Below are 23,412 nucleotides of genomic sequence, written 5' to 3'. Positions count from 1 at the left end.
CGGGGTGTCGGCACCGCCGCGCCCCTGCCGGGACGACCTCAACGGTCTTTGGTGTCAGTCCTTGCGCTTCATCGCCGCCTGCAACGCGGCACCCAGCGCCCCGTTGCCCGCAGGCTCCGCCCGGATATGGGTCTTTTGCTTCGGCGGGCGGCATTGTTTGTCTCGCGGCGCGGGCCGTGGCGCGCTATCGCCGCCGCCCTTGCGCATCGACAAGCCGATCCGCTTGCGGGGGATGTCGACCTCCATCACCCGCACCTTCACCACGTCGCCCGCCTTGACCACCTCATGCGGGTCCTTCACGAAGCGGTCGGCCAGTTGGCTGATATGCACCAGCCCGTCCTGATGAACGCCGATATCGACAAAGGCCCCGAAGGCCGCGACATTAGTCACCGTGCCTTCCAGCATCATACCGGGTTTGAGGTCCTTGATATCCTCCACCCCGTCGGCAAAGGCCGCGGTCTTGAAGCCGGGGCGCGGATCGCGGCCGGGTTTTTCCAGTTCGACAAGGATGTCACGCACGGTGGGCAGGCCGAAGGTATCATCCACGAAGTCCTCCGCCCGCAGCCGTTTCAGCGCCGCACTGTCGCCCATCAGCGCCCGCAGGTCCCGCCCGCAGGCCGCCACGATGCGCCGGGCCACGCCGTAGGCCTCCGGGTGGACGGCAGAGGCATCCAGCGGCTCGTCGCCGTCGCGGATGCGCAGAAAGCCCGCCGCCTGTTCGAACGCCTTCGGGCCAAGCCCCGGAACCTTCAACAGTGCCTTGCGCGCGGCAAAGGCACCGGTAGCGTCGCGATGGGCCACGATGGCCTCGGCCAGCCTTGGGCCCAACCCCGCCACATGGGACAGAAGCGGCGCCGAGGCGGTGTTCAGATCGACGCCTACGGCGTTCACCGCGTCCTCCACCACGGCCTCCAGCGTTTGCGACAGGCGGCGCTGGTCGACATCGTGCTGGTATTGGCCGACACCGATGGATTTCGGCTCGATCTTCACCAGTTCCGCCAGCGGGTCCTGCAAGCGTCGGGCAATGGACACCGCCCCGCGCAAGCTGACATCGAGATCGGGGAATTCCCGTGCCGCGAGTTCCGAGGCGGAATAGACCGACGCCCCGGCCTCGGACACCACGACCTTGACCGGCCGCGTAGCTCCCTCGGGCAACAGGCGCAGGATGTCGGCGACGAGGCGTTCGGTTTCCCGGCTGGCGGTGCCGTTGCCGATGGCGATCAATTCCACCCCGTGGCGGCGGATCATCTCTACAACCTTGGCCTCGGCCCCGCGCAGGTCGTTCTTCGGCTGGAAGGGGTAGAGCGTCGCGGTCTCCACCAGCTTGCCGGTCGCATCCACGACGGCCGCCTTGACCCCGGTCCGGATGCCGGGATCAAGCCCCAGCGTCGGACGTGCCCCCGCCGGCGCGGCCAGCAGCAGGTCTTTCAGGTTGCGTGCGAAAACGGCGATGGCTTCTTCATGGGCGCGTCGGCGCAACTCTCCCAGCAGGTCCATATACATCGTCAGGCTGAGTTTGGTGCGCCATGTCCAGCCCGCGGCCTCTCTCAACCAGCGGTCGCCGGGGCCGTCGCCGGAAATGCCGATCTCGGCCGCAATCATGCCCACGGCGCGATCTGCACCGGTCTCGGGGTCGGGGCCGATCTCGACCGTAACGATCTCTTCCTTGGAGGCACGCAGGATCGCCAGGGCCCGGTGTGCCGCGATATCCGCCCATTTTTCACGATGGTCGAAATAGTCAGAGAACTTGGCCCCGCCTCTTCCTTCCCCGCGACAACTTTGGAGGAGATATAGGCCTCGGCCCGCATGAAATCGCGCAACCGGCCCAGAAGACCCGCGTTTTCCGACAGCGTTTCGACCAAGATATCACGCGCCCCGGCAAGGGCGGCCTTGGCGTCGGGCACAGCCTCTGACAGATATCCGGCGGCCAGCGCCTGCGGATCGGCGCGGCGATCCCCAAGGATGGCCTGCAAGAGCGGCTCAAGCCCGTTTTCACGGGCGATCATCGCCTTGGTCCGGCGCTTGGGCTTGAAGGGCAGGTAGATGTCTTCCAGCGTCGCCTTGGTCTCGGCCCCGGCAATCGCGCGGGCCAGATCGTCGGTCAGCTTGCCCTGGTCCTTGATCGACGACAGGATGGTCGCGCGCCGCGCCTCAAGCTCTCGCAGATAGGCCAGCCGGTCCGCCAGAAGCCGAAGCTGCGTATCGTCCAGACCGCCCGTCACCTCCTTGCGGTAGCGGGCGACGAACGGCACCGTCGCGCCCCCGTCCAGAAGCCCCACGGCCGCCGCAACCTGCCCGGGCGTGGCCGCGATATCGGTGGCGATGGTGCGGGTGATACGGTCCTCGGCAATGGTCACGGGCGGGCTCCTCTCGCTGATCGGAGCGCCTTGATAGCGGGCCCGGGACGCCACGGAAAGAGCCTTGCGCACGTCTGTCAGGCGGCACGCGGCTCATGGACCGGGACGGGTCAGCCTGCGGTGCGGTCAAACCCCTTCCGCAAGGGGCCGCGCGCGTTCCGCCCGGACCGGATCACCAACTGACTTCCGCGAAGCCGACCTTTTCGGTGAGGATTTCCCCGACCCATTCGTCATAGTCCTGATCGAAGTCGTCGTCGTCATTGTCCAGAATCAGGTCGTCATCTTCGGGGCCGTCGAATTCTTCCACCTGAAGATCGAAATCATCGAGCATTTCCATGGCCGTCGCTCCTCATGCCGAGGTGTTGAAGGTTTCGCTGGTCTGATGAAAAGACCATCCTGTCGCCCCATCAGGAGACCATGGAAAGATTGCCGAAATATGGACGAACGCCGGGAGGCACGACCCCGTGCGATCCGGCGCGCAGGGTCAGGTGTCGGTCTCGATCCGCAAATCGAAATCCAGCGTCGATGTGACCGGCCCGGCGGTAAAGCCCCCTTCGACCGGCATCGTGCCCGCCTGATCCGGGGCCGCGGCAAGGGAGACGTGGCCCTCTTCCACACGGGTGCCGTGGGTGGGGTCGAATCCGCGCCAGCCAAGGCCGGGCAGATGCACCTCTGGCCAGGCGTGAAGATAGCGCCGCCCGTCCGGCGTTTCGCTGCAGGCCTGATAACCGCTGACGAACCGGGCCTGCATCCCCTGAGCGCGCGCGGCAGCGATGAACAACACCGCCAGATCGCGGCACGCGCCCCGCCCGCTTTCCAACGTATGCTCTGGCGTATGCGCGGCACCGGTGGGGCGGATGCGGCGGTCGATCCGGGTGTAGAGTGTCGTGTTGAGGCGGTCGAGAAAGCCGGCCGCCTGCCCGCCGGCCTCTGCCGCGAGTGCGTCTGAAAAGGCGGCCACCGTGGGCGCGACGGGGGCACCTTGGCCCGGCCATGGCAGCGGCGGCATGTCCGTGACCAAAGCGGGCAGAGCCGGAGTGTCGAGGGCGAAGCGGCTTTCGATCGACAGGTGCCGTGTCTGCCCCTCGAAGATCAGCCGGGTTACAAGGTTGCCGTTGTCGTCGACCTCTTGCCACCGGTCCACCGGTTCGGGATCGATCAGCAGTTGATGATCCACCTGCCCCACCCTTTCGGGCCGCGGGGTCAGGCGCAACAGATGCGGCCCCAGCCGGACCGGTCCGGAATAGGCGTAGCGCGTGCGATGAACGACGGTAAAGCGCATCGGCAATCCCCAGTTGCGGTGCCCGTGCCCATCGTCATTTCACGTTGGGGGCCGGGTGGCAATCGACCGGAATCGCCGGCCGCTCACCGGCCAAGCACGCGGGTCCGGTCACTCCGGCAGGGCACCTGCCGGGCCCAATCCGCATAGTCTCCGGTCGTCGTCCGTTCGTGCAGCTCGATCAGCGCCCCGATCGGATCGCCCGCATGATAATCGATGCGCAGCGTCAGCGGCGCCCGGTCGGGGTTCAGTACCAGAAGGGCCGCTGACAACAGGCCGCGGCTGTCGCTGCCCGCGGCCTCCCCCGCGCGGAGGGCAGAGAGCAGGCGGATATCGAGCGGCCCGGACGCCGTCATGAACCGCTCTGCCATCGCATCGACGACACCGGCCCGGGCCAGCATGTTGCCCGCAGCGACCCCACCGTCGAAAACCCGGGACCCGGTCTCGGGCGTATTCTCACCTCCGGTGAACGCCGCACCCGGGCCTGACAGCGGCAGGGCCGAAAGCTGGCGCCAGTCCCGCCCGGGGTCTGCGCCGGTCACCGCATCGATGGCCGCGGCCGCCCCCATGCCGTCCCGCAGCGCGACCAGCACGTCCTCCCCCCAGAAGGTAGAGGGCGCCGCCCCCTGGCTGGCCGACATCCCCGCATCCAGCGCCCCCCGCAAAACCCATCCGCCCACGCAATAGCTGCCCGTGGCGGCCACACCGCCGATGGCACCGGTTTCGGCATCTCGGGCAAGAAGGGAAAAGGTCATCTGTCGCGCTCGCTCTGGGGTGTCTGAAATTATCATGAAAAATTGACCGGCGCAAATTCTCATGATAAATTAACCCTGTTTGCAAACCGGGAGACAGCAGGACATGACCTTCCTCGACCTGACGCGCCGAACGCTTCTGGCCGCCGCCACGACCACGCTGGCATTCGGCACGCTGGCCGCGCCGGCCCTTGCCCAGACGCCCCCGGGCGTTCTGATCGTCGGCCAGATCGCAGAGCCGAAATCGCTGGACCCGGCCGCGGTCACGGCCGTGAATGATTTCCGGATTCTGGTGAATGTGTACGAGGGGCTGGTGCGCTATGCCCCCGGTACGCTGGAGGTCGCCCCGGGGCTGGCCACCGAATGGGAGATTTCCGAGGACGGCACCGAATACACCTTCCAACTGCGCGAGGGTGTGACCTTCCACGATGGCACGCCCTTCGACGCCGAGGCGGTGAAGTTCAACTTCGACCGGATGCTGAACGAGGATCACCCCTATCACGACACCGGTCCCTTCCCGCTGGCCTTCTTCTTCTCGGCCATCGAGGAAACGCAGGTGGTCGATGACCACACCGTGACGTTCAAGCTGAACGGGCCCTATGCGCCGTTCCTGTCCAACCTCGCCTATCCGACGGGGCTGATGGTCTCGCCCGCCGCCGTTGAACAGCATGGCAAGGATTTCGGTCGCCATCCGTCGGGCACCGGGCCCTTCAAATTCGCCGAATGGCGGTCGAACGAGGCCGTGGTGATCGAGAAGAACCCCGATTACTGGGGCGATCCGGCCGGCACGCAAGCGGTTGTCTTCCGCCCGATCACCGATGCCAATACGCGCGTGGCCGAAATGCTGGCCGGTGGCATCGACATGATGGTGGAGGTTCCGCCGACCTCGCTGTCGCAGTTCCAGGGCGACCGGTTCAAGGTGGTCGAACAGGCCGGGCCGCATCTGTGGTTCCTGATCCTGAACGCCAAGGACGGCCCGTTCGCGGACAAGGCCGTGCGGCAAGCCGCGAACTACGCGATCAACAAGGAAGCCATCGTGGGCGACGTGCTGGAAGGCACAGCGGAGGTTGCGGCCGGCCCCACCCCGCCCGCCTTTGCCTGGGCCTATGACGCCGCGCTGGACCCTTACCCCTATGACCCCGAAAAGGCGAAGGCGCTGATGGCCGAGGCCGGTATCGCCGAGGGCACCGAACTGACCTTCTACGTGACCGAGGGCGGCTCCGGCATGCTCGACCCGATCCCGATGGGTACCGCGATCCAGGCTGACCTGAACGCCGTGGGCTTCGACGTCAAGATCGAGACCTATGAGTGGAACACCTTCCTGGGCGAGGTGAACCCGGGCCTGGAAGGCAAGGCCGACATGGCCGAGATGGCGTGGATGACCAACGACCCCGACACGCTGCCCTTCCTCGCGCTGCGCACCGAGGCCTGGCCGGACAAGGGCGGGTTCAACTCCGGCTATTACTCCAACCCCAAGGTGGATGAGTTGCTTGAGGCCGCCCGCGTCGCGACGGATCAGGACGAACGCGCCAAGCTCTACAAAGAGATGCAGCAGATCGTCCATGACGACGCGCCCTGGGTCTTCGTCGCCAACTGGAAGCAGAACGCGGTGACCTCGGACCGGGTGGAGAATTTCTCGCTCGAACCGTCCTTCCTGTTGCAGCTTGAAGACGTCGTGAAGAACTAAAGAGCCTCAGACGTGCTTAAGAACATACTTGTAAATGCTGGTCTAAGCAGCGGTGAAGTGGACTCAAAGAACAGAGGGTACGAGCATTCTTTCGATGAAGAAGAACGTGAAGCTGGAATAAAGCGTGATGGAAAGATGATCTGGTACTGTCGGCTGCGCCACGATGCAATGTTTGGCGCAGCAGATAGGCTAATGGCTCGACTCTGTGCGGAATTTCCGAGTGAGGCAGAGCATCCAATAGATCCTTTCAATCCGGACGCCGGCCATCATTTCCCTTCAGAGTTTGTTCCACCGGAAGTGTTCTTTCGAAAGAAGCGAGTATTTCGGGGATTCACCATACTAGTCTTAATCGTCGCGGCCATCGGGGGTGTGGGCTTTCTCAGCAGCCTAGGGAACTGACGAAACGGAAACAAACATATGGGCGGCTATATCCTGAAACGACTCCTGTCGGCGATCCCGGTCCTGCTGGGCATCACGATCATCGTCTTCCTGATCATGGCGATGATCCCGGGCGACCCGGCGACCGCGATCCTCGGCTCCTACGCCACGCCCGAGAATGTCGAGAAGCTGAACCGCGATCTGGGTTTGGACAAGCCGCTGGTGCAGCGGTATTTCATCTGGCTGGGCAATATGCTGACCGGGGACTTCGGGCGCAGTTTCAGCCTGAACAGACCCGTGATCGACGAGGTTCTGGAACGTTTCAACGCGACGCTGATCCTCGCGGGCACCAGTTTCATCCTGTGTTCGGTGCTGGGTATTCTGGCCGGTGTCGTGTCGGCGGCGCGGCAATACGGGGCGGCTGACAAGGCGATTACCTTTACCGTGCTGATCGGCATCTCGATCCCGTCCTTCTTCCTCGGCATGATGATGATCCTGCTGTTCGCGGTGAACCTGCGATGGCTGCCCGTGTCGGGCATGTATGCGATCTATGGCGGGGGCGATCTGCCGGATCTGGCCAAGCATCTGGTCATGCCCGCCACCGCGCTGGCGGTGGTCGCCACCGGTGTGATCGCGCGGCTGTCGCGGTCCGCGATGCTGGAGGTCTTGCGGCAGGATTACATCCGCACCGCCCGCGCCAAGGGCGTGCCCGAACGCAAGGTGATCATGGGCCACGCGCTGCGCGCCGCGATGGTCTCGATCATCCCCGTCCTGGGGATTCAGGCGGGATTTGTCCTGTCGGGGGCGGTCTATATCGAGATGGTGTTCCAGTGGCCCGGTGTCGGTCGGATGCTGGTCGATGCGATCCTGAAACGCGATATCCTGCTGGTGCAGGGCGGCGTGGTGTTCGTGGCCGCCTGCTATGTTCTCTTCAACATCGCGGTCGACGTGGCGCAAAGCGTGCTCGACCCGCGGATCAAGACGTGAGACGGGCATGGCGCAATTCCTGACACTTCTCTTTCGCAACCGCCTTGCCGCACTCGGCGCTGTGGTACTGGGCGCGATCCTGCTGTTGGTGATCGTGACGCCGCTGTTGCCCCTGCCCGATCCGAATGCGACCGCCACGGCGGAACGGTTCGCACGTCCGTTTACCGAGGGGCATCTGCTGGGCACCGATCATCTTGGCCGCGATCTTCTGGCGCGGCTTCTGTACGGCACGCGGCTGTCACTGGCGGTCGGGATCGCTGCGGCGGTCATCGCGGCGACAATCGGCTCGGCCATCGGGATCGTTGCGGGGTATTTCGGCGGGCGAACCGACAACATCATCATGCGGGTCATCGATATGCTGATGGCGTTTCCGTATATCCTGCTGGCCCTGGCCATCGTTGCGGCCCTCGGCCCCGGGCTGATGAACGCCCTGATCGCGGTCGCCGCGGTCAACATCCCGTTCTTCGCCCGCAACATCCGCGGCATCACCGTGGGCCTTGCCGGGCGCGAATTCATCGATGCTGCCCGGCTCTCCGGCCTTGGCCATACGCGGATCATCCTGTCCGAACTTCTGCCGAACGTGCTGTCGACCATCGTCATCGCGATGTCGACCACGGTGGGCTGGATGATCCTTGAAACCGCGGGGCTCTCCTTCCTCGGGCTCGGCTCGCAGCCGCCGGTGGCCGATCTCGGCTCCATGCTGGGCGAGGCGCGGGCGGCGCTGATCACCGCGCCGCATACCTCGGTCGTACCGGGCATCATGATCTTTCTCATCGTGATGAGCATCAATCTGCTGGGCGACGGGGTCCGCGATGCGCTCGACCCGCGGCTGCGCTCCGGCGCGCTGTCGCGGCCGCGCGCCATGACGCTGGTCGACCGCAAGGCCAAGGTCCCGGCGACCGAACAGCGGGGACTTCTCGATCTCGATGCCCTGGAGACGCAGTTCCATGTCGGCCCCCGCATCTACCGCGCGGTCAATGAGGTATCGCTCCATGTCAAGCCGGGCGAATGCGTCGGCGTGATCGGCGAGTCCGGCTCTGGCAAGTCGGTGACAGCCCTGTCGGTCATGGGACTTGTCGCCTCGCCCCCGGGGGTGATCACCGGCGGTGCGGTGCGCTATGCGGGCGAGGATCTGCTGGGCGCATCCTACGGCAAGCTGCGCCGCCGCCGGGGCGAGAATGTCGCCTATATCTTTCAGGATCCGTTGGGGACGCTGCATCCGCTTTACAAGATCGGCGATCAGTTGGTCGAGGCGATCCGGGTGCATCACAGGACCTCTGACTCTGCCGCCCGCGCCAAGGCGCTTGATCTTTTGCACGCGGTGCGCATCCCCAATGCAGAAAGCCGCCTGAACAACTATCCGCACGAGATGTCGGGCGGGATGCGCCAGCGCGTCGGCATCGCCATGGCGCTGGCCAATGATCCCGACGTCATCATCGCCGATGAACCGACCACCGCGCTGGACGTGACCGTGCAGGCGCAGATCCTTGCGCTGCTCGACGATCTGCGGCGGGCACGTGGGCTGGCGATCATCTTCATCACCCATGATTTCGGCGTGGTGGCGCAGCTTTGCGACCGGGTGGCGGTGATGTATGCGGGCCGGATCGTCGAGGAAGGACCGACGGGCGCGGTTCTGGACGCGCCCGCCCATCCCTATACCAAGCGCCTGATCGCCTGCGTCCCCGAACTTGGCAGCGGCAAGCGCAAGCTCGCCGCGATCCCCGGCCTGCCGCCGGTCGTCGACAAACTGCCCGAGGGCTGCGCCTTTGCCCCCCGCTGCGGCAAGGCGCGAGAGGACTGCCGCGGAGGGGATATCCCGCTGACGGGCACGGCCCCGCGCGCCGTGCGCTGCCTGTTCCCCGAGGAGGCCGTCTGATGCCCGCACTCGCCGTCACCGATCTGTCCAAGACCTTCCCGCTGGGCAAACCGCTTTTCGGCAAGGCGCCCGAGGGCGTGCGCGCCGTCCGCCCGATGACCTTTTCCGTTGAGAAGGGCGAAACCCTTGGCATCGTGGGTGAATCCGGCTGCGGGAAGTCCACCCTGGCGCGGATGCTGGTCGGCCTGCTGGACCCTACGACAGGCGAGATCCAGATCGCGGGCAAGGCGCTGGACAATGCCGACCCGGCGGCGTTTGGGCGGTTGATCCAGTATGTGTTTCAGGATCCGATCTCGTCACTGAACCCGCGCAAGACGATCCGCCAGATCATGGAAACGCCGCTGCGCCGTCTTTACGGGATGGGTCGGGCCGAGCGAGAGGCCCGCATCGCCGAGATTTTCGACAGCGTGAACCTGCGCGAAGAATTCCTGACCCGCTATCCCCATGAATTCTCGGGCGGGCAGGCGCAGCGGATCGGGATTGCCCGGGCGCTCGCCGCCTCCCCCGAAATCATCGTGCTGGATGAACCGGTCTCCGCGCTCGACGTGTCGGTGCAGGCGCAGGTGCTGAACCTGCTGGCCGATCTGCGCAAGGAGTTCGGGCTCACCTATCTGTTCATCAGCCACGATCTGGCCGTGGTGGAGGCCGTCAGCGACCGGGTGATCGTGCTTTATTTCGGATCGGTGGTCGAAATCGGCCGGGCCGAGCGCATCTTCAACGCGCCAAAGCACCCCTATACACAGCTGCTGGCCGACAGCGCCCCCGTGGTCGGCCGGCCGCTCGTCGCGCCGGAACAAAAGGGCAGCGACCTGCCGGATCCGCTGAACCCGCCCCCGGGCTGCGCCTTTGCCGGGCGGTGCCCGAAGGCGACCGAGATCTGCCGCACACAGGTGCCGGCACTGACCGAACAGGGAGACGACCAGCTTGCCGCCTGCCACCATCCCCTCGACACCTGAACGGCTGAGCCGCCCCGCACAGGTGGCCGAGGCGATCAAGGACTGGGTGGTCGCCGAAAGCCTGCGCCCCGGGGACCGCCTGCCGGGCGAAGCCGAGTTGATGCAGCGCTTTGGCCGCGCCAAGGGCACGATCCGCGAAGCGATGCGGATACTGGAAGCCCAGGGCTTGATCCGCACGCGCACCGGCCCCGGCGGCGGCAGTTTCGTGCACGAGGTCAGCCGGCACCGGGCCAAGGCGCTTTTGGGCAACTACTTCTTCTTCAAGGACCTCACGATCGGCGATATCTACAAGCTGCGCCTCGCGCTGGAGCCCGAGCTTGCCGCCGAATTGGCCGGAAAGCTGTCCGACGCAACGCTTTCGGCGCTTCAGGACACGATCGCGGAATACGATACCCCCTCGACCTCTTTGGAGGAGGAACGGTTGCAGCATGTCAATTCGCTGCGCTTTCACGCCATCCTGGCCGAGCAGTCCGACAATCCGCTCTTGGGCTTCGTCATCGACTTCATGGTCAGCTTGCTGTCCGACCTGACCGTCCATCGCCAGCTTTACGCCCCGGCGAATGTCGAACTCTGGTCACGCGGGCGCGACTATCAGATCCGGCTGGTCATGGCCCTTCGGGAGGGCGATGCCGGCGCGGCGCGGGCGATCATGAAGGCGCATATGCAGACCGCCTGGGCGCTGATGAAGGGGCAGGAAACCCGGATGCTGAAACGCTTCATGCCCGACCGCCCGCCACGCTGAGCGGTCAGGCCGGTTCGGCACCGACCGGGCAAAGCCAAGGACCCTCGGACGGGGTGTGGTCAAACGCAGGCCAAGGCTGTTGCCATATTGCGCACGGCCCAAGGCGCGCGTCCCCTGGCGCCGCGCGGCCGGGCATCGCCACATCGAAACAGGTCGGCGACGCGGGCGCAATACCCGAGCAAAAAACTCTGCCATTGCATTTCGACGAAAGGTCGGAGATGGTTCCTGACAGGAAAACTCAGAAAACGCGAACAGGAGCCCTTGAACATGACCTTGCCTTACCCCGCCCTTCCAATCGTTCTGCTTTCGGGCGCACTTGCCGCCGCCGGCACCGCACAGGCGCAATCGGCGCGCGAGGTGATCGATGGCTATGCCGATCTCGCGCTTGCGAAATATTCCGACAGCCTTGCCACGGCTCAGGCGCTGGATGCCGCCATCGACGCCTTTATCGCCGCGCCATCGCAACAGACGCAGGACGCGGCGAAGGCGGCCTGGCTGAATGCCCGGGTGCCCTATCAACAATCCGAGGTCTACCGCTTTGGCAATGCGGTGGTGGATGACTGGGAAGGCAAGGTGAATGCCTGGCCGCTGGATGAGGGTTTGATCGACTATGTCGATGCCGGCGCCTATGGCGAGATGAGCGAGGAGAACGCCTTCTTCCGTGCCAATGTCATTGCGAACCCGACCCTGACGGTCGGCGCGCAAACCGTGGATGCGTCCGAGATCACACCGGCCCTGCTGCAGGAATTGCACGAGATCGACGGGATCGACGCCAATGTCGCCACCGGCTATCACGCCATCGAGTTCCTGCTGTGGGGGCAGGACACCAACGGCACCGGGCCCGGCGCGGGTGCCCGCCCCTTCACCGACTACGCCCAAGGCGCGGCCTGCACCAATGCGCCCTGCGACCGGCGCGCGGCGTATCTGGCCGCGGCCTCCGACCTTCTGGTCGCCGATCTGAAGGACATCGTGGCGGCGTGGGAAGACGGCGGCGCGGCGCGTACCGATCTGGCCGAGCAATCCGAGGCGCAGGGCCTTTCGACCATCCTGACCGGCATGGGGTCGCTCAGCTATGGCGAACTGGCGGGCGAGCGGATGAAGCTGGGCCTGATCCTGCACGACCCCGAGGAAGAGCATGACTGCTTTGCCGACAACACCCACAATTCCCACTACTACGACGCACTTGGCATCCAGAATGTCTATCTCGGCCGCTACACACGGCCCGATGGAACCGAGATGGAGGTGCCCGCGCTTTCCGATCTGACGGCCTCGGTCAACCCCGATCTGGACGCAACGGTGACGGTAAAGCTGGAGGCCACGATGGCGGCCATGGCAGCGGTGAAGGCCCGTGCGGAAAGCGGCGAGGCCTATGACCAGATGATCGGCTATGGAAATGACACGGGCAATGCGCTGGTGCAGGCGGCCATCGATGCGCTGGTCGACCAGACCCGCGCGATCGAGGACGTGGTGGCCGCGCTGCAGGCCGGGGCGATTTCGGTCGAAGGGTCCGACAGCCTCGACAACCCCGGTGCGGTGTTCGAGTGACGAACGCCAAAGCCGCGAGACTATCGTGAGAGGACACCCGTTTTCGATCCTGATCGGTGCAGCCTTGGCCTGTGTGCCGGGGCTGCCCCACAAGGCGACCGCCGCCGAGTTGCTGGATGACCACCCTGTGGCCGCTGCGGATGCCGTGACGCGGGCCGGCCCGCACGGGCATTTGACGGGCGGGACCGGCACCAATCGCACCCGGATGGGACGGGACGCCTTTTCCCAGCCCTCCGGCGCGCTGAGCTTTGACCAAAGGCTCGACTTCGCGCTGGGACAGGCGGTGTTCGAACGCCCCTGGGTGGTGGCGCCATCCTCCACCAAGGCGTCTGACGGATTGGGGCCGCTGTTCGACGCGCGGGCCTGTGCGGCCTGCCATGTCCGGGCCGGGCGCGGGAGCCCCCCTACGCCGGGCGAGGCGAGGAAGGGAACGATGGTCTTCGCGTTGAGCGATGCCGCCGGTAGGCCGGACCCGGTTCTCGGCTATCAACTGCAGGATCGCGCCGTGCCCGGCATGACCGGTGAGGGCGCGGTGCGTGTCACCTATACCCCCCTGCCATTCGCCTATCCCGACGGCACGGTCGTGACCTTGCGAAAACCAGAATACGCAACCGATGCGCCGCTGGGGGCAGGCGTCGCGCTGAACCCGAGGCTGCCCCCGCCGCTGATCGGGCTTGGTCTGTTCGAGGCGATCGCCGACGCCGATCTCCTTGCCCATGCGGACCCGGACGATGCCGATGACGACGGCATTTCGGGCCGGGCGAACCGGTTCGACCGGGGCGGGACACCGGTCCTGGGCCGGTTCGGCTGGAAGGCCGACTCCGTCAGCATCATCGAGGAAACGGCGCAGGCCTTCTCTCGCGATATCGGTTTGTCGACCCGCCTGTTCCCGGCGCCCCATGGCGACTGTACGACCCGGCAGACCGTGTGCCTTGGCGCGCCCCATGGCGACGATGGCGGCCTGCCGGAAGTGGCTGACGAGATGCTCGACCTCGTATCCTTCTACGCCGGTAACCTTGCAGTCCCGGCGCGGCGGGATCTGGGCGATCCGGCTGTTCTGGCGGGCGAGGCACTGTTCGCCCGCGCCCGCTGCACCGCCTGCCATGTCCCGACCTTCACCACCGCCGCGGGCGCCGCCCCCGAACAGCGCAACCAGACGATCTGGCCCTACAGTGATTTCCTGCTGCACGATCTTGGCGAAGACCTGGCCGATGCCACGCCCACCGGGGATGTGCCCGGTTCCGAATGGCGGACCCCGCCGCTTTGGGGGATCGGCTTGACCGAAGCGGTGAACGGCCACAGGGTCTTCCTGCATGACGGCCGCGCCCGAACGCTGGAGGAAGCGATCCTCTGGCACGGGGGTGAGGCCGCGGCGGCACGTGCCGCCTTCGCCGCCTTTTCCGCCGACCAACGCGCAGCCCTCCTGCGCTTTCTGGAGAGCCTATGAGACAGACGCCCCTCCTTGCCGCCGCGTTGATAGCGCTGTCGAGTGCCGGACCGGTTTCGGCCGAAACCCGGTTCAGCACCGATGACGCCGCATTGCTGCAAGACAGCCTGATCACCACGGCCGACGCGTTCATCCTGCCCGCCTATCGCGACTATGGGGCGGCGACCGAGGACCTCACCACCGCGCTTGACGGCTATTGCGACGGCACCGCGCCGCTGGACCCGGCGCAAGCGGCCTTTGCGGACAGTTTCCTCGCCTGGCAGCGCGCGGCGATCATCCAGGTCGGCCCGATCATGGCAGAGGAAGGCCCGCTGCGCGTGCAGCTTTGGCCCGACCCCAAAGGCTTTGCCCGCCGGGCGGTGCGCATGGCCCTGCAGGCCCATGACCCCGAACTGCTGGCCGCGGGCGGACTGAAGGGGCGGTCTATCGCGCTCATCAACCTGACCGCGTTGGAAGACCTGCTTTACGGCGATCCCGCGCCGGGCAGCTATGCCTGTGATCTGGCCACGGCCATCGCCGGCTATCAGGCCGATCTTGCCAGCGATCTGGTCGCGGCGTGGTCCCCGGGCGCACCGTTTCGCAGCGACTATGACACCGCGGCAGACGGCAACGCCCGCTACGGATCGGTCGATGACCTGATCCGCGAATTTCTGGCAGGCGTCGTCGTCCATGCCGACCGCCTGCGGAAGTTCAAGATCGAACGCGGGCTGGGGCAGGGCCCCGGCGACACGCATCCCGAACGCACCGAGGCCATCGCCAGCGGCCTTGGGCTGGCCAGCATCACCGCCGGGGTGCGGGCCTTGGCCGATCTTTATACCGTGCCGGACGGGTTTTTCGATGTGACGCCCGATCTGGGCGGAACGACGGAGTTCGTCTTGCTGGGGCAAACGGCTGAGGGCATCGCCGATACGCTGGCGGAAGAGCCGCGCAGGCTGACGGAAATCGCGGAAAAAGACGGGGCCATGGCCGAGGAGTTACGCAATTTCGGTCAACTGATGCTGTATCATGACGACTACCTCAAGACCGGGCTGCCGCAATCCATCGGGCTCACCACAGGGTTCACGTCATCCGATGGCGATTGAGACGCGACGAGAGGTTCTGCGCACGCTCGCGCTGGGGCTGGGCGTGGTCGCCTGCCGCGGCGCATTGGGCCAACCGGCGGAACGGGCGGTCTATGTGGGTATCGAGACAGCAGCCGACAGCGCGCTCAGCAAGGCCAGTTTCTTTGCGGGAAGCGGCGCGCGGCTGGGCCATGTGCCGCTGGATTTCCGCGCCCATGGACTGGCAGAACACGGGGCGCGGCTGGTCGTCTTCCCGCGCCGCCCGGGCGACCGGTTCTCGGTCGTCGATGGGGAAACGCTGGAAATCGTGCAGCTCGTCCGCGCCCCGGCAGACCGGCATTTCTTCGGGCACGGGGCGTTCACCCAAGACGGTGCGCATCTGCTGGTCACCGAGAACGACCTTGAAAGCCTGCGGGGCTCCATCGGGGTGTACGACAACACCGGTCCCTTGCGCCGCGTGGGCCAGATCGCCCTGCCCGGCCCCGGCCCGCACGAGATCGTCCGCCAGCCGGGACGGGACGTGTTTCACATCGCGCTTGGCGGCCTTGAAACCCATCCCGCCTATGGCCGCGCGCCCCTGAACCTGCACGATTTCCGCAGCCAAGTCGTGACGCTCGATTTCGAGACGGGCGATCTGACCCAACTGGGCTATTGGCCGGGATCCGAAGGGATTTCGCTGCGCCACCTCGCGATGGACCACCGGGGGCGCCTTTATATCGGCGGGCAGATCAAGAGCACGGCCCGGGCAACAGGCGACGGCGTGGTCTGGCTTGTGGATGGCGATTGCGTGGATCGCCTTGCCCCGGATGTCTCGCTGGGTGGCTATGTCTCGTCCGTCGCCGCGCATGGAAAGCAGGCCCTTGTGTCATCCAAGGAATCCGGGGTGGTCCTGTGTCTGGACGGACAGACGGTAGTCGGGTCGCAAAGGATGGAGGGGGCCGGGGCCGCCGCGCTCGGCCCGGGTCTGACCGCGGTCTCGGGCTTCACCCTGCTGACACTGAACGGAAACGACGTCGCGGTCCTGCGGGGCCACGAGTTCGACAATCACGGGTTGGGGATCGGTTAGGCCAATCGGCCCGGCCCCCCGCCAGACCAAGCCACGGAGGGGACAGAGGCCGGGGCCGCCATACAGGCGACCCCGGGCAAGGGCTCAATGCTCGGCGTCGTTGGCCGGCTTGGCGTTGAGCTGACCATAGCGTTCGGCGCCCAGCGACTCGTGCAGGTCAAGCTGGGTTTCGAGAAAGTCGATATGGCCCTCCTCGTCGGCGATCAGGCTTTCGAACAGGTCCTTCGTGACGTAGTCGCCAACCTTTTCGCAGTGGTTCCGCGCCTCGATATAGAGATTCCGCGCCTCATGCTCTGCCGCGAGGTCGCATTCCAGCGTTTCCTTCAGCGTCTGCCCGATGCGCAGCGGGTCGAGTTTTTGCAGATTGGGGTGCCCTTCAAGGAAGATGATCCGCTCGATCAGCTTGTCGGCGTGGTTCATCTCCTCGATGCTTTCCTTGCGCGAGACATCGGCAAGATGCCCATAGCCCCAGTCTTCCTGCAGGCGGTAATGCAGCCAGTACTGGCTGACCGCGGTCAGTTCGCTGCGGAGCGCCTTGTTGAGGTATTCAATGACTTCGGTATCACCCTTCATCGCTCGTCTTCCTGTTTTGTCGCGCGGCGCAGGCCGCGCAAGTGCGTGGGAACCCCAAGACTGTCGCTCTTGCGCATCGTGTCAACGAAGAGCGGCAGGCATCCGCCGCAATCGGACGACTTGCCGAGGGCATGAAACACCTTGCCCGGCGTGATGATCGTCTCGGGGTCGGAGGCGCGCATCCAGTCCATGGCCCGCCGGATATCCGTATCGGAGATGGACATGCAATGGCAGACAATCATCTGGAGACCCTTTCCATTTGGGACAGGCCGCGCACCGCGCCGGCTGCCATATTGTCGGGCGACCGACCACCGGTCTGCCCGTTCTCAAGGCTGCGGGGGAAACCGTGTGAACGGGCGGGCGCGCATGAGGCCCTGCGTCGTCCTTTTGCAGCCTCTGCCAGCATTTCTTGCGGCTCCCTCTCCTGCGGCTCGTCCCCGGTTACGCCTGATTTCCGGTTGAACGCCTCAATTGTTGATCAAATCCATCGGATTTGTAAACCCTGTTGCTGTCCCTCACTGGTCCTCCAGCAGATGCTCATAGCGCGCATCGGTCAGTGTCTTGAGGAAGGCCACCAACGCGTCGATCCGTTGATCATCCAGCGCCGGGCCGATTTCGAGCTTGTCCAGCGACACGGTGTCAGGCACCGGCGGCGGGCCGAAAGGGGCGCCCGTCTCGGGGTTGATCTTCCGCGCCTCGGCCTTCGTGTTGTAAGTGTTGTAGAACAGGATGACGGTGCGCAGATCGCCAAACACGCCGTTGTGCATGTAGGGCGGCGTGACTGCGACGTTGCGCAGCGTGGGCGTCCGGAACTTGCCCCGCTGCGCCGGATCATCGACCGCCGGATTGTCCAAGAGCCCGCCATCGACAGTCCCGAGGGGGACGCCGTTCATTGCACGCAGGGCGCGGTTCTCCGGCGTTCCGATGTTGTGATAGCTGTGGTCGGTAAAGGTCTCGGCCGTGTCCATCTCGGTCTTGGCGAGCTTGTGACATTCGGCGCAGTTGGTGAATTGCTGCGAGAAGAACAGCAACCGGCCAAGCTCTTCCTGCTGCGTCAGGTCCGCCTCGCCCCTCAACCAACGGTCGTATCTTGAATCGAAGGGCGCAAAGTCCTCGGTCCGCTCAAACGCGGCGATGGCGCGGGTCATGGCGGCATACCCGGCCTCTGCATCCTCAAGGACGCCCGCGCCATAAAGCGCGGGGAAGGCTGCCACATAAACCGGGTCCTCCCGCAGTCGGGCCACCACGGCGGCCTTGTCGGGCATGCCCATCTCGATGGGGTTGAGCGGCGGGCCACCGGCCTGATCCTCAAGCGTGGCGGCCCGACCATCCAGGAACTGCCCGCCGACCCATGCACCGTCCGCCCCGCGATGAAAGGCCGGGATGAGTGCCGCATAGCTGGCCGTCGGCGCGTTGCGGTCGCCAAGCGATACGCCATCATCGCCGGGGGAGGCCATGCCGCGCGGGTCGGCAAAGCCGTAATCGGGATTGTGGCAGCTTGCGCAGGCCTGCGTCCGTTTCGCCGAGAGGTTGGTGTCAAAAAACAGCCGCTCCCCCAATGCCTCGGGCGTCTGCGGCACCGTTTCGGGCCCGGCGGCTGCGAAAAAGGCCACGAGTGCCAACGCAGCGGACAGCGCAACAGACAGGGATTTGGAAGCGATCGTCATCGGCGGGCCCTTTTCTGACAGAGATAGTCAGAAATATGGCCCGCACCCATGATCTGAATCAAGGCGGCCCGCTCAGATCATGGTGGTCATACCCCCTTCGTGATGGTCGGCCCTGCGCTGATGCTGGTGGTGAGGGCCGCTGGAACGACGAAATCACCCTCCGCCAGCTTCACCGGATATTGCCGTATGGGTGTGTCGCGGAAACCGGCTGTCCGCCCTGTCCCGCCGCAAGCCCGTGTCGAGCCGGTCTTTGGCAAGCCTGGCGTTTTCGGCCGCGGCGAGGCGCGCAAGCGCCACGGCTTCCGATCCGGTCTCGATCATCGCGCGCCGCCAGATCCGGTGAACCGAGGCCGCGCTCCACGGCAGGACGGCCTGGCTCACCCAGGCGCGCGCGGGCGGGGGCAGGCGATCATGCGCCGCCATCGGATTCTGTCGCGCCCGGGCGGGCAGCGTGCTGCGCGCATTGCCCGTCATGCCGCATGGCCCCATTGCGGGAACGGGTCGGGCAAGCATGCCCAGCGGTCGGGCTGGAAGGTCGTTTCCGGCACAAGGCAGCGATCGAGCATCGACGTGATCCGGGCCGGGTTCATTGCCCCAAGCGTTCCGATGAACACAAGCTCCTGCCGCCGGTCGCCGAATTCTCCCGCAACCCGCTCGGCCATCCGCGCATGATCTTCCGGTGGCCAGTGCTTTTCGGGAACCGCGGCCCACCAAAGACCCAGGGCACGGACCTCGACCGCCGAGCCCGCCATCGAGAACTCACCCGCCCAATGGGGGCGCGTGGCGATCCAGAAATGCCCCTTGGCCCGAATGACGCCCGGCAGCGGCGTGTCGAAGAACTCTGCCAGCCTGGTCGGATCAAAGGGTCGCTCCGCGCGGTAGACAAAGCTGGTGATGCCGTATTCCGCATCCTCGGGCACATGGTCGGCAAAACCGTAAAGCTCCTGCACCCAGGTCGGATGACGATGGGCGGCCTCAAAGCTGAACCGGCCCGTGCCGATGATCTCGGCAGCGTCCACCCGGGCGTAGTCGGTCTCGATGATCTTCGCATCCGCGTTCAGCGCGCGCAGGATCGCACGGGCGGCGGCCAGATCCTCGGCCGAGGCGGCCGAGACCTTGTTCAGCACGATCACATCGGCAAACTCGATCTGGTCGGTCAGCAGGTTGACCAGCGTGCGCTCATCCTCGGGGCCGAGGTCCTCGCCGCGGTCCTTCAGGAAGTCCTGGCTGGAGAAGTCGCGCAGCAGGTGCGCGGCGTCGACCACCGTCACCATCGTGTCGAGTTCGGAAATGTCCGACAGGGATCGCCCCTCCTCATCGCGAAATTCGAAGGTGGCGGCCACCGGCAGCGGTTCCGACACGCCGGTGGATTCGATCAGCAGATAGTCGAAGCGGCCCTCCTCGGCTAGGCGGCGCACCTCGACCAACAGGTCGTCGCGCAGGGTACAGCAGATGCAGCCGTTGCTCATCTCGACCAGCTTTTCCTCACCACGGGACAACGCGCTGCCCGCGCGCACGAGATCGGCGTCGATGTTCACCTCGGACATGTCGTTGACGATCACCGCGACGCGGCGGCCATCACGGTTGTTCAGCACATGGTTCAACAGCGTCGTCTTGCCGGCCCCGAGAAAGCCGGAAAGGACCGTGACCGGGAGTTTTGCCGGGCTGGTCATTGTCGACCCTCCGCGTCAAGTTGGGCGGCGACGGCCTTGATTGCCGCCAGCAGCCCCGTGTGGCAGTCGGCAGCTTGGGTGTGGGCGTGTGCCAGCCTTGCATGGTCGTCTGCGTCCACCGCTGGTGCATCCTGCGTATTGCGCGCGATCTGATGCTCATGCCGGGCGATCCCGGCCTCATGGCCGACAAGCCGGGCCTCGTGCAACATCAACGCCGCCTCGGCCCGTTTCAGGGTCGCCAAGGCCTCCAGATGCGCCTGCCGCCAGCGGAAATGGTCCTCTGCCTGTTTCAGATGTTCCGCATAGATCCTGTCGTCGGTGATGGTCACTCGTCTCTCCCTGCATCGGTGTCTCACTTGCCTGAGGCCGGCGAAGCGCAGGTTGTAACGTAATGTTATACTATTGCTTTTCGCAAGCCAGATTTTCGGGCTGAGTGACCGTGGCAAGATGCCGCCTGAGTGGGGCCCATCTGACGCCCGCGCCGAACCCGGAAACCAATGCGCGCCTGCTCCGCGACTTGCGCCGCTGGCGTAGCCGGAACTCTTCCCCAAAAAACAGTTGCGACCTGCAGGAACTGTGGCAAGGAAGACCTTGCGCGCCGCATGATCACACCCGAAAGTTGCACCATCGAAGCCTCTTTCCAAGCGATGCACATGTCCCGCTTCACACTGTTTTTCGCGACCACCCTGCTTTTCGCAGCACTCCCTCAGCTTGTGCTGGCCCATGTCACCGCGACCGGCCCGGGCGGTTTCACGGCCGGGTTCGAGCATCCGCTGACAGGATACGACCATCTGCTTGCGATGTTCTCGGTCGGGGTATGGGGCGCGCAGATGGGGGGCGCCGGGTCTGGACGCTTCCGGTCACCTTTCCCCTGATCATGGTGGTCGGCGCAATGGCAGGCACGGCCGGACTTCCACTGCCGCGCGTCGAAACCGGAATTGCCCTTTCGGTCATCGTTCTGGGGGCCGCCATCGCCGCGGAATGGCGTCCATGGGAATGGGTGACGCTTGCCATCGTGGCGGTCTTTGCGATCTTCCACGGCTATGCGCATGGCGCCGAACTGCCCCGCGCGGCCGATCCCGCCAACTACGCGACCGGGTTCGTGCTCGCGACCGGCATGATCCATGTCCTCGGGATCGGCGTCGGCCTGCTTTTGAACCCGATCTGGCAAGGGCGGCTATCCCGCCTTTTGGGGGCCGCGATTGCGCTGGCGGGCGTTGGATTCCTTGTGCTCTGATCGGATCCCGCGCCCCGCGCGAACCGCCCGGCTCTGGCTGGGCGGGTTGCTGGCGGCTGGCGGCCTCGCCCTCGGCGCCGCTGTTCTGATCTCTGACCTGCTCGCCTATTGGGTGCCGCGATCATGGCTCAGCGCGCCGCTCCTGCTGCCCCTGGCGGGGCTGGGGCTCGGACTTTCCCGGTTTTGCGCCATGCCGGCCGCAGGGCTGCTGCTGGTCTGGCTGGCGGGTGCCGCCGCGGCTGTCCTCTGGCGCGTCCCGATCATGGATCGGCTTGCCGAGCTGCCCGGCGCGGTCTCGCACGACTTCCTGACCCTGCCGATTGCCGCGCTCGCCATCGGGGGGACGCTTGTGCCCGGCGGTCGGGCGACCCGCATCGCGCTCTGGCCCGCCGCACTGATCGGCGGCGGTGCCTATGCGATGACGGTAAAGCTGTCAGACCCGGGCGATATCGGCGATCCGACCGTGCTGTTGGCCGGTCTCGGCCTTGGCCTATGGGTAGCCCTGACCCTGAACGTTGCCGCCCGGATCCCCCCGGCGCGCTGGGCAGAAACGGCAAGCCGCATCCTGGGAAGCTGGCTGATCGCCATCGGCCTGATTTACGGCAGCCTCGCCCTTCCGGGAAACCGCCCTGCCCAACCGACGCCACCCCCCGAGCGAACCTTACCGCCCCCGCGCTTTCCGGACTTTGGAGAAACCGGGGACGCACCGCCAGCGGATGTCGACGGCTCCCGCTTTCCGTTTCAGAGTGACGGCGCATTCAACCCCGAGCGCGCGCCTTAGCGTTTCGGCCTTTTGCCTTGGTTGAGATCATGTGACCGCGCGAAACCAGCGAGACACTGGCGACCCCGGCAGGACTCGAACCTGCAACCTATCCCTTAGGAGGGGATTGCTCTATCCTGTTGAGCCACGGGGCCGCGCGCCGCCTTTGTCCCCGGAAACCGGCGACCATGCAACCCTACATCCGCGTGGACTTCCTCGGTCGCTGCGTTTAACTGGTTCGATCAGCCGCGACAGGACCCAACACCACGTGACCGCCCCCGTTCCGCCCCGTCCGCGCCGCCCGCTTACGCTGCGCGATGTCTCCGAAGCCTCGGGCGTGTCGGAAATGACGGTCAGCCGCGTGCTGCGCGACAGTGGCGATGTCTCGGCAAAGACACGGGACAAGGTTCTGGCCGCGGCCAAGCAGCTTGGCTATGTGCCGAACAAGATCGCCGGCGGTCTGGCCAGCCAACGGGTGAACCTTGTGGGCGTCATCATTCCGACGCTGTCGAACATGGTGTTCCCCGAGGTGCTGTCTGGCATCAACGAGGTTCTGGAACACACGCCGCTGCAACCGGTGGTGGGGCTGTCGCGCTATGATCCGCCGCACGAGGAAAAGGTGCTGTTCGAGATGCTGTCGTGGCGGCCATCGGGGATGATCATCGCCGGTCTGGAACATTCCGAAGCCGCCCGCGCCATGTTGCGGGCCGCCGGGATCCCGGTGGTGGAAATCCTCGACCTCGATGGCGAACCGGTCGACTCCGTCGTCGGGATTTCGCACCGCCGGGCGGGTGCCGAGATGGCCGAGACCATCGCCGAAGCGGGCTATCGGCGCATCGGTTTTCTGGGCACCAAGATGCCGATGGATCACCGCGCGCGGAAACGGTTCGAAGGGTTCACCGGCGCCCTGGCCCGTCGGGGTATCGAGATCATCGACCAGGAGTTCTATTCGGGCGGCTCCGGCCTTGCCAAGGGGCGGGAGATGACCCGGGCGCTCTTGGAGCGCACGCCGGACCTCGATTTCCTCTACTACTCCAACGACATGATCGCCGCGGGTGGCCTGCTGTACTGTATCCAGACGGGCATCGACGTGCCCGGACGGCTGGGCCTTGCCGGGTTCAACGGGATCGAGTTGCTGGACGGTCTGCCCCTTCGCCCCGCGACGATGGACATCCGCAGGCGGGAAATCGGGCGGCGCGCGGCACAGATCATCGCCGACTGCGCCGAACAGGGGCTTTCGGGCAAGGGTGAACGGGTGGCATTACGGCCGCTGTTCGACCCGGGCGACACGTTGCGCCAAGCCCCTTCAAACGGTGGACAAGCCCGCAGCGATCATGTTTAACCGCGGCGACCGCCCCGGCTGGAGATA

Annotated in this window: 21 protein-coding genes, 1 tRNA gene and 2 pseudogenes; 13 read left to right on the top strand and 11 right to left on the bottom strand. The window is 65.7% G+C overall.

Annotated features, from left to right (window positions below):
* Nucleotides 1-54: 54 nt before the first annotated feature.
* The 4 genes and pseudogenes from RGUI_RS12130 to RGUI_RS12120 all read right to left on the bottom strand — a co-directional run bounded on the left by RGUI_RS12130 (nt 55) and on the right by RGUI_RS12120 (nt 4,391).
* Nucleotides 55-2,357 (bottom strand): annotated as a pseudogene (locus RGUI_RS12130) (Tex family protein).
* A 172-nt stretch (nt 2,358-2,529) separates the two neighbouring features.
* Nucleotides 2,530-2,694, bottom strand: coding sequence for a hypothetical protein (locus tag RGUI_RS21240; RefSeq protein ID WP_156882948.1), 165 nt, complete (start codon nt 2,692-2,694; stop codon nt 2,530-2,532).
* Nucleotides 2,695-2,841: 147 nt separating this feature from the next.
* Entirely contained in the window at nt 2,842-3,639 is a 798-nt protein-coding gene (locus tag RGUI_RS12125) for a transglutaminase family protein (RefSeq protein WP_081533302.1), read from the bottom strand.
* An 83-nt stretch (nt 3,640-3,722) separates the two neighbouring features.
* On the bottom strand, nt 3,723-4,391 hold the full coding sequence (locus RGUI_RS12120) for a DUF1028 domain-containing protein (RefSeq protein WP_081533301.1): 669 nt from the start codon (nt 4,389-4,391) through the stop codon (nt 3,723-3,725).
* 103 nt (nt 4,392-4,494) lie between these two features.
* Here RGUI_RS12120 and RGUI_RS12115 point away from each other — a divergent pair, with 103 nt between their 5' ends.
* The 10 genes from RGUI_RS12115 to RGUI_RS12075 all read left to right on the top strand — a co-directional run bounded on the left by RGUI_RS12115 (nt 4,495) and on the right by RGUI_RS12075 (nt 16,133).
* Nucleotides 4,495-6,075, top strand: a complete 1,581-nt coding sequence (locus tag RGUI_RS12115) for an ABC transporter substrate-binding protein (RefSeq protein WP_081533300.1) — start codon at nt 4,495-4,497, stop codon at nt 6,073-6,075.
* 12 nt (nt 6,076-6,087) lie between these two features.
* On the top strand, nt 6,088-6,474 hold the full coding sequence (locus RGUI_RS21235; protein WP_156882947.1) for a hypothetical protein: 387 nt from the start codon (nt 6,088-6,090) through the stop codon (nt 6,472-6,474).
* 18 nt (nt 6,475-6,492) lie between these two features.
* On the top strand, nt 6,493-7,440 hold the full coding sequence (locus RGUI_RS12110) for an ABC transporter permease (protein WP_081533299.1): 948 nt from the start codon (nt 6,493-6,495) through the stop codon (nt 7,438-7,440).
* An 88-nt stretch (nt 7,441-7,528) separates the two neighbouring features.
* Nucleotides 7,529-9,316 (top strand): dipeptide/oligopeptide/nickel ABC transporter permease/ATP-binding protein, encoded by a 1,788-nt coding sequence (locus RGUI_RS12105; RefSeq protein ID WP_371587431.1) that lies wholly within the window; start codon nt 7,529-7,531, stop codon nt 9,314-9,316.
* Entirely contained in the window at nt 9,316-10,272 is a 957-nt protein-coding gene (locus tag RGUI_RS12100) for an ABC transporter ATP-binding protein (protein ID WP_081533297.1), read from the top strand. Before RGUI_RS12105 ends, RGUI_RS12100 begins: the two co-directional genes overlap by 1 nt.
* Nucleotides 10,241-11,014, top strand: coding sequence for a FadR/GntR family transcriptional regulator (locus RGUI_RS12095; protein WP_081533296.1), 774 nt, complete (start codon nt 10,241-10,243; stop codon nt 11,012-11,014). Before RGUI_RS12100 ends, RGUI_RS12095 begins: the two co-directional genes overlap by 32 nt.
* A 267-nt stretch (nt 11,015-11,281) precedes the next feature.
* Entirely contained in the window at nt 11,282-12,559 is a 1,278-nt protein-coding gene (locus RGUI_RS12090; RefSeq protein ID WP_081533295.1) for an imelysin family protein, read from the top strand.
* A 25-nt stretch (nt 12,560-12,584) separates the two neighbouring features.
* Nucleotides 12,585-14,006, top strand: coding sequence for a di-heme oxidoredictase family protein (locus RGUI_RS12085; RefSeq protein WP_253798331.1), 1,422 nt, complete (start codon nt 12,585-12,587; stop codon nt 14,004-14,006).
* A complete protein-coding gene (locus RGUI_RS12080; RefSeq protein ID WP_081533293.1) occupies nt 14,003-15,088 on the top strand; it encodes an imelysin family protein in 1,086 nt (361 codons plus the stop codon). Before RGUI_RS12085 ends, RGUI_RS12080 begins: the two co-directional genes overlap by 4 nt.
* A complete protein-coding gene (locus tag RGUI_RS12075; protein WP_172841136.1) occupies nt 15,078-16,133 on the top strand; it encodes a DUF1513 domain-containing protein in 1,056 nt (351 codons plus the stop codon). Before RGUI_RS12080 ends, RGUI_RS12075 begins: the two co-directional genes overlap by 11 nt.
* A gap of 84 nt (nt 16,134-16,217) precedes the next feature.
* Here the strand turns inward: RGUI_RS12075 and bfr are convergent, their stop codons facing one another.
* The 6 genes from bfr to RGUI_RS12045 all read right to left on the bottom strand — a co-directional run bounded on the left by bfr (nt 16,218) and on the right by RGUI_RS12045 (nt 20,375).
* Entirely contained in the window at nt 16,218-16,706 is a 489-nt protein-coding gene (gene bfr / locus RGUI_RS12070; protein ID WP_081533291.1) for a bacterioferritin, read from the bottom strand.
* Complete coding sequence (locus RGUI_RS12065) at nt 16,703-16,948, bottom strand: bacterioferritin-associated ferredoxin (RefSeq protein WP_081533290.1); 246 nt, start codon at nt 16,946-16,948, stop codon at nt 16,703-16,705. The genes bfr and RGUI_RS12065 overlap by 4 nt, the downstream gene beginning before the upstream one ends.
* 273 nt (nt 16,949-17,221) lie before the next feature.
* Nucleotides 17,222-18,373 (bottom strand): cytochrome-c peroxidase, encoded by a 1,152-nt coding sequence (locus RGUI_RS12060; protein ID WP_081533289.1) that lies wholly within the window; start codon nt 18,371-18,373, stop codon nt 17,222-17,224.
* Nucleotides 18,374-18,526: 153 nt separating this feature from the next.
* A complete protein-coding gene (locus tag RGUI_RS12055) occupies nt 18,527-18,847 on the bottom strand; it encodes a DUF6525 family protein (RefSeq protein ID WP_253798328.1) in 321 nt (106 codons plus the stop codon).
* On the bottom strand, nt 18,844-20,046 hold the full coding sequence (locus RGUI_RS12050; RefSeq protein ID WP_081533288.1) for a GTP-binding protein: 1,203 nt from the start codon (nt 20,044-20,046) through the stop codon (nt 18,844-18,846). The genes RGUI_RS12055 and RGUI_RS12050 overlap by 4 nt, the downstream gene beginning before the upstream one ends.
* A complete protein-coding gene (locus RGUI_RS12045; RefSeq protein ID WP_081533287.1) occupies nt 20,043-20,375 on the bottom strand; it encodes a hypothetical protein in 333 nt (110 codons plus the stop codon). Before RGUI_RS12045 ends, RGUI_RS12050 begins: the two co-directional genes overlap by 4 nt.
* A 168-nt stretch (nt 20,376-20,543) precedes the next feature.
* Between RGUI_RS12045 and RGUI_RS22530 the strand changes: the two are divergent.
* Together RGUI_RS22530 and RGUI_RS12035 are read left to right on the top strand one after the other, a co-directional pair.
* Nucleotides 20,544-21,283: pseudogene (locus RGUI_RS22530) on the top strand (HupE/UreJ family protein).
* Nucleotides 21,273-22,064 (top strand): hypothetical protein, encoded by a 792-nt coding sequence (locus RGUI_RS12035; RefSeq protein ID WP_081533286.1) that lies wholly within the window; start codon nt 21,273-21,275, stop codon nt 22,062-22,064. Before RGUI_RS22530 ends, RGUI_RS12035 begins: the two are co-directional and overlap by 11 nt.
* Before the next feature lie 57 nt (nt 22,065-22,121).
* On the opposite strand, the gene RGUI_RS12030 is transcribed toward RGUI_RS12035, so the two are convergent.
* Nucleotides 22,122-22,198: transfer RNA gene (locus RGUI_RS12030), tRNA-Arg, on the bottom strand.
* 113 nt (nt 22,199-22,311) lie between these two features.
* On the opposite strand from RGUI_RS12030, the gene RGUI_RS12025 reads away from it, so the two are divergent.
* On the top strand, nt 22,312-23,385 hold the full coding sequence (locus RGUI_RS12025; protein WP_081533285.1) for a LacI family DNA-binding transcriptional regulator: 1,074 nt from the start codon (nt 22,312-22,314) through the stop codon (nt 23,383-23,385).
* Nucleotides 23,386-23,412: the final 27 nt, after the last annotated feature.

Source organism: Rhodovulum sp. P5, assembly GCF_002079305.1.
In the GTDB taxonomy this organism is placed as follows: domain Bacteria; phylum Pseudomonadota; class Alphaproteobacteria; order Rhodobacterales; family Rhodobacteraceae; genus Rhodovulum.
Note: the sequence above shows the minus strand (reverse complement) of the source record. Positions and strands in the feature narration are given on the sequence as shown.